Below are 14,299 nucleotides of genomic sequence, written 5' to 3'. Positions count from 1 at the left end.
ATCTATTTCCCCTCCCCACTAGTAAGATTTAGATATACTCTCTCAAAGTTTATATTCTTTTGTTTTACTTCTTTTATTAATATATTTTTTACTTTTAAAATATCTATTATCTTATATATGTCCTTTGAATCTAATATATCTATTTCAAGAGCCTCTCCATCATTTATAAGATAAAATTCATTTTCTAGGTTGGACAGGTATTCTTTTTGCTCTTCAGTGATAGTATCTTGTAAATTAATCTCATAAGTCATACTTCTAAACATATCCAATAGATTACCTATTGTATCTTGTGCTATTATATTGCCTCTATTCAATATGATAATATCTTCGCAAACTTCTTCAACCAGATTCATATCATGAGTACTTAGAAGAACTGTTTTTTTCATATTATTAGAGATATATCTCAACATGTTTTTTATTTCCATGAAACTCTTAACATCTAATCCAAGTGTAGGTTCATCTAATATAATAATGTCAGTATCACATATTAATGTCATAGCTATAGCTACTTTTTGTCTCATACCTCTGGAAAGATTATTTACTACAGTATCTTTTTTATCTTCTAAATCAAATCGATCTAGTAACTCATCTATTTTTCTTTCTATCTTCTTACCACCTAACCCTCTAATACCAGCAAAATATCTTAGATTCTCTCTTGGTGTCAATCTCCAATAGAGATTTCTTGTTCCTTCAAAAAGGGCTGCTATATTATCTATGGACTTTTTGTTATCTTTACCAAACAACTTAATGTTTCCTTCGTCTGGAATTATTAGATTACATATACTTTTGATAGTAGTAGTCTTACCAGAACCATTAGGCCCCAATATTGCACATATGCTACCTTCATTGACAGAAAAAGAAATATTATTTACTGCTGTTAAATCCCCATATTTTTTTACCAAATTATTGACTTCAATAACTTTCAATTCTTACACCCCCAAAAATTATTATTTACCCTTCTTTTTAATAAAATTTTGTTTATCATATTATTTTCAAGTAATGGGTCTACTATTAATATAATCTATATTCATTGTTTTTTCAATAAATACTTATATATATCTAATAATATAAATACATAAAATAACTTCACATTCAAAAAGAATATTTTTAAATTTATGGAGAAATATTTATCTGCGTTAAATTAAAGGTGGGAAAGATGAGTTGCTAACTAAAAAGGCTGTAATCATAATACATACATTGTGTTATAAACATCATCGAACACAATCTTTCTTAATGTATTATGAAAACAGCCTTATATTTTTTAAATCATAAATATTTTTTTACAACGGTATATTTCCATGTTTCTTATTCGATTTTTCTTCACGTTTACTCTTTAGAGCCTGAAGTGCAGATATAATATATGGTCTAGTCATCATAGGTTCGATAACTGCATCAACAAATCCTCTATTAGCTGCAACATAAGGGTTAGCAAAATTTTCTTTATATTGTTCCACCTTCTGTTCACGCATCTTCTCAGGATTGTCTGCATTATCTATATCTTTTCTAAATATGATATTAGCTGCACCTTGTGCTCCCATAACAGCTATCTCCGCTGTGGGCCAAGCTAAAACCAGATCCGCTTTTAGATGCTTACTGCTCATTGCAATATAGGCACCACCGTAAGCTTTTCTTAAGATAAGATTGATTTTAGGTACAGTTGCTTCGCAATATGCATATAAAAGTTTTGCTCCATGTCTTATTATTCCAGTATGTTCTTGTGCAACTCCTGGAAAATAACCAGGTACATCCGTCAATGTTACAATGGAAATATTGAAGCTGTCACAAAATCTAATGAATCTTGCGGCTTTATCTGAAGCATTTACATCAAGTGCACCTGCCAGAATTTTGGGCTGATTGGCTATAATACCAACAGTATCATTGTTCATCTTAGCAAAACCTACAATTATATTTTGTGCATAATCTTTATGGACTTCTATAAAACTATCCGTATCAATTATTTCTTCTATTATTAATCTCATATCATAAGCTTTACTTGGAACATCTGGCATGATATCCATAAGCTTAGATGATTTTCTGTTCGGGTCATCTTCAATATTAGATTCAACAGGCTCCTCCAAATAATTAGAAGGCAGATAATTGATTAACTTCCTGATTTCTCTAATACATTCAGCTTCATCAGTATAATGAAAGTGAGCTACACCACTTTTACTTGCATGAACATTAGCACCACCAAGTTCCTCTTTGGTTATTTCTTCTCCAGTAACAGTTTTAATGACCTCAGGACCAGTAATAAACATTTGACTAGTATTGTCTACCATAAATACAAAATCCGTTATTGCAGGTGAATAAACTGCTCCTCCTGCACATGGTCCCATGATTACGGATATCTGAGGTACTATACCAGATGCTTTTGTATTGCGATAAAATATTTCTCCAAAGCCTCCAAGAGCATCGATTCCTTCTTGAACCCTAGCTCCACCTGAATCATTTATGCCAATAATGGGAGCTCCTGTTTTTATTGCCATATCCATTACCTTACAGATCTTTTGTGCATGTACTTCGCCTAATGAACCACCCATTACCGTAAAATCTTGTGCATATACATATACTAGGTTATTATCAATGGTACCATAACCTGTAACAACACCATCTCCGGGAATTTCTGCCTCCCCAAGTCCAAAATCAGTTGAACGGTGTTTCATATATGCTCCAATCTCTACAAAACTGTTGATATCCAGCAGCATATCTATTCTTTCTCTTGCAGTCATTTTTCCATCTGCATGCTGCTTATCTATTCTATCCTTACCGCCACCTTCTAATAAGCTTTCTTTCCGTCTATACATATCCTGTATACTTTCCTGAATGTTTGACACTATTTCACCTCCCCAGAAGTAAATATCAAGTAAATCAAGCTATATAACTAAACTATCTCATTTATCTTAACTGGTCTTCCTTCTTCCAACGATTTTTTAGCCGCCATAGCTATAACAACTGCATTTAATCCATCGATACCTTTAACTGGAGTCTCAGTATCATTTCTTATAGCTTCAAAGAATTGTTTCATTTCTTCAACAAAAGAACCCATATAACGCTCTAAAAAGAAATACAATGGTTTATCAGAGGATACTGCTTCCTTAGTTCTTAGGATTGTATTTGTCTCAGTGTCATTCTTGGCTTCAATACTGCCTTCAGAACCGAATACTTCAACTCTTTGGTCATAGCCATAAGCAGCTTTTCTACTATTGTCAATAATGGCTATTGCACCATTTTCAAACTTTATAGTGATGACAGCTGTATCCACATCACCAGCTTTGCCTATTTCTGGGTCAACTAGACTTGCTCCAACAGCATAGACTTCAGTAGCCTCACAGCCTGCTTGGAATCTAGCCATATCAAAATCATGAATAGTCATATCAAAGAACATTCCTCCAGAAACTTTAACATATTCAATTGGTGGTGGCTCTGGGTCTCTTGACGTAATTTTAATTATATGTGCATCACCTATAACACCATCTTTGGTAACTTGATTGATTCTATTAAAATTATGGTCAAATCTTCTATTAAAACCTACTTGGAATTTCACTCCCGCTTTTTCTACTTCCTTTAGAACATTGTTTATTCTATCTAGATCATAGTCTATAGGCTTTTCACAAAACACATGTTTTCCTGCCTGAGCAGCTTCTATAGAAATCTGAGCATGTGTATCTGTAGATGAGCAGACAAGAACAGCATCTATTTCTTTATCATCCAATATCTTGTGATAATCATCATATACATTTTCTATGCCATAACCTTTCGCCCATTCTTTTACTCCATCTAATCTAACATCTGATACAGCCTTTATTGTTACATCTGGTATATTGTTAGATATACTTTGTGCATGAACTCTTCCAATACGACCTACACCAATGATACCAACATTCATTTTTCCCATAATAAATTTCCTCCAATTATATATTTTATAGTAAGTTGCTATTATTACAGACCTGTATTCTCTTTGATATAAGTTCTAGCTTTCACTGCATATTCAAAAGGATTAGCGATAGCTGGATCTTGTTCGGCTTCTACTACCATCCATCCTTCATAATTGTTATCTTCTAAGATCTTGAAGATTGGTTTAAAATCAATGGCTCCATCTCCTGGAATAGTAAATGCTCCCATCTTAACTCCTTCAAGAAAACTCAATTTATCTTCTTTTACTTTATTTACAATATCCATACGGATATCTTTTAAATGAACATGTGCTACTCTTTTAATATGTTTTTGTAGTACATCATATGATGCTTGTGCACTTAACTCAGAATAAGCAAGATGTCCTGAATCAAATAATAAGTATACATCATCATTTGTCATTTCCATGAATTTATCAACTTCTTCTGGTGTCTGGACTCCAGTTCCCATATGATGATGATAAGATAATTTCATACCTTTTTCAGCTGCTAGTTTTGCAAGTTTGTTCATACCTGATGTAACTTTCATCCATTCTTCTTCTGTATATATTGGTTTGTCATGAAAAACAGATTTATCTGTTCCCTGAATACTATTTCCTTGTTCTGAACAACCAATCATTTTAGCTCCTAGAGCATGTAAGAAATCCCTGTGTTCAATAAAATTATTGATTGTAACTTCTTCTGGTTCTGAGGTAAAAAGTGTTGAAAACCATGCGTTGCATATTCTGACACCACGTAGGTCAAGATATCTTTTTAACACCTTTGGATCTTTTGGATATTTATTTCCAACTTCACTTCCTGTAAATCCAGCCAAAGCCATTTCACTGATACATTGTTCAAATGTATTCTCCCTGCCTAATTCTGGTAAATCATCATTTGTCCAAGCTATGGGAGCAATACCTAATTTCACTTTGCTTCTATCTAACATAATTTCAACCTTCTCTCACATTTTCTAAGTATATATTTTTTCTATCAATTATAATTAATTCAATATCTACAAGTCTGTAATCTATCAATATTTTCTTGCCTCATTGATTTTATCTTTCAATTCTTTTGTAGCATTCATAATGCTATCCTTCTCAGCTACTTCTGCATTTCCTACACGCCACCATGATTCATAACCATCAGTCATGGTTTTTGGTAATACCTTAATATCTATCAGAGTTGATACTTCTTGTTTCTTAGCATCCTGAACTGCATTTATTAACTCTTCTTCTGTTCTTACAGAATATGTTTTACATCCATAAGAAGCTGCATTCATTGCAAAATCCATTTTAACCAGCTTATCATCCAATAATCCTGTTTTAGGATTCCTATGACGCATTTCTGTACCAAAACTTCCCATTCCATGACCCATCTGCAAGTTATTGATACAACCAAATTCCATGTTGTCAAATAATAAGATATTGATTTTAGCTCCTTCTTGAATGGAAGTTACAAGCTCTGAATGAAGCATCATATATGAACCATCACCAACCATTGCATACACTTCCCTATCTGGCTGAGCCAGTTTCACACCAAGGGCAGCATTAACTTCATAGCCCATACATGAATAACCATATTCCATATGATATGTATTTTGTTCTTTTGGTCTCCATACTCTTTGTAAATCACCTGGAAGACTTCCAGATGCACCTACTATGATGGAACTATCATCCAGTAGACTATCCAGCATACCTAAAACTCTGGTTTGTGTTAAGCTTGATTCAAGAACTTCTTTGTATTCATCTATTTTATCATCAAGATGTCCCCTGACTTCTGGAACAAAATCTTCCTTGTACTTGATATTGAACAAACGGTCAACCTCGTTATTCCATCTATCTTTTATATTATCAATCTCATCTGTGTAAGCTGATTCATAATCTTCTTTTTCCAATCGATCAGCTAATATCTCTAAAGCAACTTTTGCATCGGCTTCTACTTTTATTCCATCCAATTTATATGCATCAAATGAAGCTACATTGATATTAACAAAATCCACCTGTGGGTTTTGAAATAACCACTTTGATGCAGTTGTGAAATCTGTATATCTAGTTCCTATTCCAATGATTACGTCAGCTTCTTTGGCTAAGACATTAGAAGCTAGATTACCAGTTGTTCCAATGCCTCCCATGTTTAATCTATGTTCCCATGTAATTGCACTTTTCCCTGCCTGAGTTTCTCCAAATGGAATATCAAATTTTTCAGCAAATTCTTTCAAAGTATTAGCTGCTTCTGAATACCTGACCCCTCCACCACATATGATGAAAGGCTTCTTTTTGTTTTTGATAACCTTGACTGCATCATCTATCATAGCATCAGTTGGAATTTTTCTCTCTATACGATGCACCCTTTTTTTGAAGAAACTCACAGGATAATCATAAGCTTCTCCTTGAACATCTTGAGGAAGTGCTATGGTTACAGCACCTGTTTCAACTGGATCTGTTAATATACGCATTGCATTAATCATAGAAAACATTATTTGCTCTGGTCTATTAATTCTATCCCAGTATTTACTTACTGCTTTGTAAGCATCATTTGTTGTAAGTGTCAAATCATGAAATTGTTCAACTTGTTGAAGAACTGGGTCTGGTTGTCTTGCTGCATATGTATCTCCAGGGAATAACAATACTGGAATTCTATTAGCAGTAGCTGTAGCTGCCCCGGTTATCATATTTGCTGCACCTGGTCCAACTGATGATGTACATGCATATATTTGCTTCCTGTGATTCTGTTTAGCATATCCAATGGCAGCATGTACCATCCCTTGTTCATTACGTCCTTGATGAACAATCAAATCACCTTTATCTTGTTCAAGAGCCTGTCCTAGACCTAGTACATTACCATGTCCAAATATTGTAAAGAAACCTTTTATAAACTTTTGCTCTTCTCCATCAAAGGATATATATTGATTATCTAAAAATTTAACTAGTGCTTGAGCCATAGTTAAACGAATAGTTTCCATGTCCCTTCCTCCTCAAATTTATTTTTGTGACCAAACCTTGGCATTCTTGTTTAACAGCCATTGGTGTTGTGTTTCAAAAGTACGATCTTTCAACCATCGTTTTTCTTCAATATGAGGTATCATCCAGACATAGTACATTGCATAACCTGGTGCTGAACATTGTGGATGTACCACATTGCTTGTTATACAGGAAGTACTTCTATTTTTTACTTTACTGGCTTTATCTCCAATCAGACTGAAACCAAATCCAGTATCTGGCAAAAATCTATAATGATATACCTCAGGTTGTATGTGATAATGAGGTGGATAAGATGACCACTTTCCTGGATGATTGACTACTTCCCCCATTACAAGATTGGAATAAGGAGCAATATCATCATCTATAATAGTTCTTACTGTTCTAATTGATGTATCATTGAGAGTATCCTTACCGAAAACATCACTAACACAGTCTTCCTTATTATATAGTTTAGAATCAAAAACATTATCGTTATAAACAGCTTCGTAACATAATTCAGATTCTGCTAAACCGATAATAACAACCTTCGTGTCTTTTGGAATATGTAGACATATAGGATTTTCATTGAAACAACTATCTCTTTTGACTATCTCTTTTTTACCATCCCATTGAAACATCACATGACCTTTAATCAATAGAATAGCTCTTTCTTTTGGCTCAGCATTTTCATAGACATAATCTTTATTGACTCTAATAATTCCCATGTCCATTTTCATATCACTACGTTTACCTTCTAGTTCTGTGATTGAATTATATCCGTACTTGAACTCCTTGTTTTGATTAATTACCATCTATAACAATCCTTTCTCCTAATATCAATATTGAACTTAAACATCTATACGTCTATTCCAATAAGTTCTTACTAATTACCATCCTAAAAGCTTATATTTATCAAGAATTACTTCTTTCACTTGTTTCATTGGCTTCTTGAAGAATTTAATTCTGTCAAATTCGTCTGTGTTTCCATTGATTTCTTCTCTTAATGTATTACCAAAGGTCATTCTAAGAGCTGTTCCTATATTGATTTTGCCAATATGATAATGTGATAATTTGGTGAGATCCTCATTAGAAAGTCCTGTTGAACCGTGGATGACCAATGGTATATCTGTCACGTTCTGTATTTCTTCCAGCAGCTCATATTGAATCTTAGCATTCTGTTTTTGCATTCTATGTAGGGTTCCTACTGCTACAGCTAAAGCATCCACTCCTGTTTCTATAGCAAATCTTTTAGCTTCTTGTGGGTCAGTATATATTGCTTTTGCTTTTATAGTTGGATCATTATACCCTACTGAGCCTATTTCAGCTTCTACAGACACCCCACAGGCATGAGCCAGTTTCACGACTTCTTTTGTATTTGATATATTCTCATCAATAGGTAATTGAGATCCATCATACATAACTGATGTAAAACCTGCTGCTATAGCCTTAGCACAAATTTCGTAATTACCGCCATGGTCAAGATGCACACATACTGGTATATTGGCATCTTGACCTAAAGCTCTATATAGTGCTGCTTGGTATTTTACGTCCATATGGGCAACAGCATCTTTATTGGACATGAGTATAGCAGGTGCATTCAGCTCCTGGGCTGCCTTTATGACCATCATGGCATCTTCATATCCAAAAACATTGAATCCTGGAATAGCTTTTTTGCTTATTGCTGCCTCTTTAACCATTTGTTCCATATTAACTAGCATAACGTACTCCTTCTTTCTCTATATAGCCAAGTCTCCGAATAATTCTTCATCAGTAGGAATCACTTCTTGTATTGGTGTAGATACCCATGTTACATTAATGAAATGCTTCCAAGTAACATTTTCTGAGGCTACGTTGCCACCCCAAGTACCACATCCAAGTGTTAATGTAAATGGCATTCCATTATCCCAGTTACCACTGTTTGCATAACATTGTGGCTGTCTAACCATGATACGGCTGACTTTTACTCTATTACCTAATATCTCCACACGATCTTGATCGGTAGTATGTATTCCACAAGAATGACCTGTTCCTTGATAACCAGTAATTTCATTTACTTTATCTACAGCTTGGTCAAAATCTTTTACTTTATATAATGTAACTACAATAGACATTTTCTCTCCGGAAAATGGGTAATCAGCTCCAACACCTTGTTCTTCAACCATGATGAATTCTTCATCATCTGAGATGCTAATACCAGCAAGCTCTGCTATTTTATCAGCAGGTTGAGCTACTATTCTACGATTGAGATGTCCATCTTCCCACATAGCCTTTTGTAATTTTTCCTTTTCATCTTTTGTAACTAAATGTCCACCTTCAGCCTTTAAGTCAGCTACTATTTCATCATAAACACTTTCTACTATTACTAATGAATTCTCTGATGAACAGCTTGTTGCATAATCAAAAGTTTTACTTAATTTGATCTTATGAGCTGCATCTTTTATATCTGCTGTTTCATCAACTATAACAACTGCATTACCTGCTCCTACACCATATGCAGGTGTTCCAGATGAATAAGCGGATTTCACCATTCCTGAACCTCCTGTAGCAACAACCAAGTCACATTGTTTCATAAGTTCATTACTAAGTTCTAGAGAAGGTTCTTCAATAGTTATTATCAAATCTTCTGGTGCATTATATTTTTTTAGAGTTGCTCTCATGATATCAACTATGTATTTGTTAGTTTTTTTAGTTCTTGGGTGTGGAGCGAATACTATTGCATTTCTACCTTTGATTGCATTCATAGCTTTAATTACTGGAGTCGCTTCAGGATTGGTACATGGAACTAAAGCTCCAATGACACCTACTGGTTTTGCAAATTTCACAATTCCTTTTTCAGGTATTCTCTCAATGATACCTACTGATTTTTCATCTTTCATGTCCCTTAGTGCTCCTCGGACTTTTTTCATTAATTTAGAGTATTTACCTTCATAATTACCAAGTTGTGATTCCGTTACAGCTAGTGTAGCTATTTCTCTTGCTGTATCTTCTTGTACTACCTCCCAAGCTATTGCTTTTATAAGTTCATCAACTTGCTCTTGTGTAAAACTTTCTGCTACCTCTTGTGCTTTTTTAGCACGTGTTATCAATTCATTTACCATTAATTTTGCGTCTGACATTTGTAATTCCTCCCTATTTATATATTCTTGACGTCATAAGCTTTTTCGCCATCATATTGCTTGATGAATCTCTCTATTTTATCTATACCTGGCATAGCATCTGAACAACTATGACTTGATACAACGATTGATGCTGATGCTGCACCTATTTCCATAGCTTTGCCTGGATCATATCCTTGCATTAATCCGTATATGAAACCACCTGCATAAGAATCTCCAGCTCCGAATGTTTTAACTGGTACAACTGGAAATACTGCTCCCGTATATTTATCACCTTCTAGTGTGTACGCATATGAGCCTTCTTTTCCGTGTTTAATTACCATTATCTTGGCATTAAAGTCAAACCACTTGTTGGCTGTAACATAATCATCTTTGTTATCAGGATTGGAGAACATTTCTAACATATCAAATTCTTCACGAGTACCAATTATCACATCACATTTTTCAGCTAATAAACTGTAGTATATCGCAGTTTCTTCAACTGATTTCCATGTATATGGTCTATAATCAATATCAAAAAATACTACAGTCTTATTTTTTCTTGCCAGTTCAACAGCTGCGAATACCGCTTCTCTTGATGGACTTGCTGCTAATGCAGTTCCTGAGATAAGTATGGCTTTTGCGTTTTTTATGTACTCTTCTTTTACATCTGCAACTTCTAATTTCAAGTCAACAGCATCTGAGCGATACATTAAGATACTGCAATCTGTAGGTGATTTTATTTCAGTGAAGGCAAGACCTGTTTTAGCTCCTGATTCATCAATGACAACATTAGAAGAATCTATATCATTATCATTCAGGTAATTTAATATAAATCGTCCTAATTGGTCATCTGCAACCCTTCCAATAAACCCTGCTTTTAATCCTAATCTGGATACAGCAACTGAAATATTAGCTGGAGAACCACCTAAATATTTAGTGAATGTAGCCGTTTCTTCCATAGGGCGATGAATTTCATTAGCGTTCAAATCAACTGCAAGACGCCCCAATGCAATTAAATCTAAATCCCTGTCATTTTGAAATACCAAGTTATTCATTTTCAATCCTCCTATAATTGAATTAAGTAAAACGTTTACGTAAGCTGTAAAAAAATATTTATATTTGGTAAAACGTTTACGTTGTCTGCAAAAAATAATAAGCCTCTTAGAGTAAACGTTTTAGTTGTCTGTAAAAAAAATTAATTATTTTTTTTAACTGAATCTCTGACTACTAGATTAGGTTCAAATATTACATCATCTTTTACCTTACTGCCTTTACCTTCAATAATGTCAATTATCATATTGGCAGCTACTCTTCCCATTTCATGTATAGGTTGGGCAACGGTAGTCAGCTTAGGTCGAACTAATCTTGCAATATCAATATCATCAAATCCAACGACTGATATATCTTCTGGAACTTTAATTCCCATTTCTTCTAATTTTTCAATTGCTCCAATAGCCATAAGGTCATTACAACAAGCTATTGCTGTAAAGTTTTTGGTTTGGTTATAAAGTCTTTCCATAGCATAGTATCCATCTTTCATAACATAGTCACCTTTGACTACTAGATTGGAATCAAATGGTATATCATAATCATTTAGAGCATTGATGTATCCTTTATATCGTTCGTTAGTTGAATAACTGTCCATAGGACCTGTTATAAAACCAATTTTACGATGTCCATTGAGTAATAGATGTTCAATAACTTCATACATGGCTCTTTGATTATCAAGATAGACACATTTACATCCTTTTATTTCTGGTTTTGAATCAATAAATACTAAGGGTAAAGAACTTTTTAAAATCTTATTAAGTATAGTATCACTTATATTATGGAAGTTGTTGTATATTATTCCACATACATAATGTTCATTCAAGAAATCCAAGTATGCCGCTTCTTTTTCTTTTGAATTATTGCCGTCACATAGTATAATATTATAACCATGTTCGTGAGCTACATCTTCAATCCCTTTAGTCATTTTAGGATAGAAGGGATTAGTTAAGTCAGGTATGATAAGTCCTATTATCTTGGACTTTTTGGTTACTAATCCTCTTGCAACTGCACTTGGTTGAAAATCATATTCTTTTATTAGTTCAAGAATTCTTTTTCTTGTCTCTTCTCCGACACCTTTGCTTTTGTTGTTAACAACTCTTGAAACAGTAGCTACTGAAACATTCGCTTTCTCAGCAATATCTTTTATAGTAACTTTCATAAAAACAACTCCTAATTGAATCTTAAAATACGAAAAAAAGCTTGTAACATTCTATAATTATTTATTAGTAATTAATTAGAGTAAACGTTTTAGTAACTTTGGTTTCATTATATAATGATATAGGGTGTTTGTCAATAAATTATTTTTTAAACATTTTTATATACAGGTAAGTCAGAAAAATTTTTTGTGCTGACGTGGTAATTGCAAAATAGTAAGTGTATATGTTTCGCCAGCGAATTGCTCGTCCTGAGCTCTACAAATAACAATGGACATCGAGTCCATTATTATTTCTGACAGTCCAGTAGGGCTGTCAGATTAAATGCTGGGTTCGGCGTCCTGCCTCACTACTTCACATATACACTTACTATTTTGCTTTAAGTATCCTTCAATGTTGTTACAAAAAACTTTTTCTTCTGATTTGGTTAACTTGTGGCTATTCATATTTCATTATCTTAGTTTATTATTTTATAAATTATTTTTTATAATTTATCATTTAATATTTAATTTTGAGGTTAGATTTTAATTTATGTCTTGGTCTTTTTCTTGTTTTATTTGTTGGTTTTCTTCTTGGTTTACTTCTTGGTTCACTTCTTGATTCTCTTCTTGTTTTTGTTTTTCTATAGCCATTTTTTCTACTCTTTTACCGTAGACGAATACTGCTAGTGCTAGAAACATTAGGAATGTTCCGGCGTTTTTGGTTTTAGTTGGATCAAGTTCTATGCCAGATATAAGTTGAAACAAACCTATCCCCATGTATAATATTGCTATAAATATAACTACAATTCTCCAATGTTTCTCAAAGAAATCTTTTAGTCGTTCCATTTGTTGTCTCCTTTGTATTTTATTAGTGATCCCCAAACATTTATCAATACTCTACTTTATTATTGTAAGCAGTTATTTTATTTTATCATATAATTATTATTGTGAACAGGGGGAGTTTATATACTTAATAATGGGTATTTAAGAATAGAAAAGGCTGTCTCGCGATAGAAATTAGATTTAGATTTCTATTTTGAGACAGCTATTATCTGGGGGATTTCAATGAAATTATTATGTTTTGCTTTTTATAATTGTGTATCGGAGTTATATTGCTCTTTTAAGAATTTTTGTGCTGCTTCGATGTCATCTCCTGTTATAACGGCTGAAGGAACAAAGATATCATCTGTGTTTTTCATTTCTCTTTCGCCGTTGATTATTTCTAGAATGGTATCTACTGTTGCTTCGGCTAGATCTTTTGGTAGGTTTGCATTTGCGATTTTGAGAGCACTTTCTGGATCAGCTATTTTTAAGAGTTCAGGTTCTGAGCCATCGTGGCTGATAACTATTTCTGTGTCAATGGTTCCTCTTCCTTGAGCTTCAAGTGCTGCTAATGCACCTAATCCTTGATCACCATTTGCACCAAAGAATACGTTTATATCTGGATTAGCTTGAATAGCGTCTTCTACAACTGCCATTGCTTTATCTTTTTTACCTTCACCGTTTAATCTTACAACTACTTCTGCATCAGTTATTACTGATTGGAAGCCTTCAATAAATCCATCTGATCTGTCTGTTGATGCTGATACACCTGTCATTTCAATAACAGCTATTTTTGCTTTTTTATCTGGGAATTGAGCCATAAATTTATTGGCTGCTTCAACTCCACCTAATGCACCAGCTGATTTTTCATCTATTCCAACAAATGTTGCATCTGCTGTTTTTGGATCATGTTTTATTGCAAATGTTATTACTGGAATACCTGCTTCTTGTGCCATATTAATATCTGCTGATCCTGCTGTTCCTTCTAGTAGACAATAGATGATACCATCAACTTTTTGTGATACAAGGTTTTCCATTTGGTTTGCCATATTGGCTTGGTCTACTTTACCATCTAATTCAATAAGTTTGATACCTTTTTCGGCTGTATAATTTTGTGTATGCATTGCATGTGCTTGATAATAAGGATGCTCTGCTGTTAAGTATATAACACCTATCTTAAGAGGCTTTTTTTCATCTTTTTTATTATCTTTTTCACTTGCGACTTCTTTATTATCTGTGTTTTCTTTTACTTCTTTTTTACTACACCCTGCCAATAAACTTAATCCTATGATCATAACCAATACTATACTTAATATTTTTTTCATTATCCCATTCTCCTTT

Annotated in this window: 12 protein-coding genes; all 12 read right to left on the bottom strand. The window is 33.6% G+C overall.

What is annotated here, in order from left to right; genetic code table 11:
* Positions 1-2 precede the first annotated feature (2 nt).
* Positions 3-926 (bottom strand): ABC transporter ATP-binding protein, encoded by a 924-nt coding sequence (locus tag HYG85_RS18850; protein WP_212690961.1) that lies wholly within the window; start codon positions 924-926, stop codon positions 3-5.
* A 354-nt stretch (positions 927-1,280) separates the two neighbouring features.
* Entirely contained in the window at positions 1,281-2,834 is a 1,554-nt protein-coding gene (locus HYG85_RS18845; RefSeq protein ID WP_330619138.1) for an acyl-CoA carboxylase subunit beta, read from the bottom strand.
* A 47-nt stretch (positions 2,835-2,881) separates the two neighbouring features.
* A complete protein-coding gene (gene iolG, locus HYG85_RS18840) occupies positions 2,882-3,895 on the bottom strand; it encodes an inositol 2-dehydrogenase (protein WP_330619137.1) in 1,014 nt (337 codons plus the stop codon).
* 44 nt (positions 3,896-3,939) lie between these two features.
* On the bottom strand, positions 3,940-4,839 hold the full coding sequence (iolE, locus tag HYG85_RS18835; protein ID WP_212690960.1) for a myo-inosose-2 dehydratase: 900 nt from the start codon (positions 4,837-4,839) through the stop codon (positions 3,940-3,942).
* A gap of 84 nt (positions 4,840-4,923) precedes the next feature.
* On the bottom strand, positions 4,924-6,855 hold the full coding sequence (iolD, locus tag HYG85_RS18830; protein WP_212690959.1) for a 3D-(3,5/4)-trihydroxycyclohexane-1,2-dione acylhydrolase (decyclizing): 1,932 nt from the start codon (positions 6,853-6,855) through the stop codon (positions 4,924-4,926).
* Positions 6,856-6,873: 18 nt separating this feature from the next.
* Positions 6,874-7,665, bottom strand: a complete 792-nt coding sequence (locus tag HYG85_RS18825) for a 5-deoxy-glucuronate isomerase (protein ID WP_212690958.1) — start codon at positions 7,663-7,665, stop codon at positions 6,874-6,876.
* A 75-nt stretch (positions 7,666-7,740) separates the two neighbouring features.
* Positions 7,741-8,571, bottom strand: coding sequence for a class II fructose-bisphosphate aldolase (locus HYG85_RS18820; RefSeq protein WP_212690957.1), 831 nt, complete (start codon positions 8,569-8,571; stop codon positions 7,741-7,743).
* 18 nt (positions 8,572-8,589) lie between these two features.
* Positions 8,590-9,969, bottom strand: coding sequence for an acylating sulfoacetaldehyde dehydrogenase (gene sauS, locus HYG85_RS18815; protein ID WP_212690956.1), 1,380 nt, complete (start codon positions 9,967-9,969; stop codon positions 8,590-8,592).
* A 17-nt stretch (positions 9,970-9,986) separates the two neighbouring features.
* A complete protein-coding gene (iolC, locus tag HYG85_RS18810; protein WP_113671442.1) occupies positions 9,987-11,006 on the bottom strand; it encodes a 5-dehydro-2-deoxygluconokinase in 1,020 nt (339 codons plus the stop codon).
* Positions 11,007-11,146: 140 nt separating this feature from the next.
* On the bottom strand, positions 11,147-12,160 hold the full coding sequence (locus HYG85_RS18805) for a LacI family DNA-binding transcriptional regulator (protein WP_212690955.1): 1,014 nt from the start codon (positions 12,158-12,160) through the stop codon (positions 11,147-11,149).
* A 519-nt stretch (positions 12,161-12,679) separates the two neighbouring features.
* On the bottom strand, positions 12,680-12,982 hold the full coding sequence (locus HYG85_RS18800; RefSeq protein WP_212690954.1) for a hypothetical protein: 303 nt from the start codon (positions 12,980-12,982) through the stop codon (positions 12,680-12,682).
* A gap of 242 nt (positions 12,983-13,224) precedes the next feature.
* Positions 13,225-14,283: a sugar ABC transporter substrate-binding protein gene (locus HYG85_RS18795; protein WP_212690953.1), complete on the bottom strand. Its 1,059-nt coding sequence runs from the start codon at positions 14,281-14,283 to the stop codon at positions 13,225-13,227.
* Positions 14,284-14,299: the final 16 nt, after the last annotated feature.

The sequence above is a fragment of the Vallitalea guaymasensis genome (genome assembly GCF_018141425.1).
Taxonomy (GTDB): domain Bacteria; phylum Bacillota; class Clostridia; order Lachnospirales; family Vallitaleaceae; genus Vallitalea; species Vallitalea guaymasensis.
The sequence above is the reverse complement of the archived record's forward strand: the minus strand, read 5'-3'. Positions and strand labels throughout refer to the sequence as shown.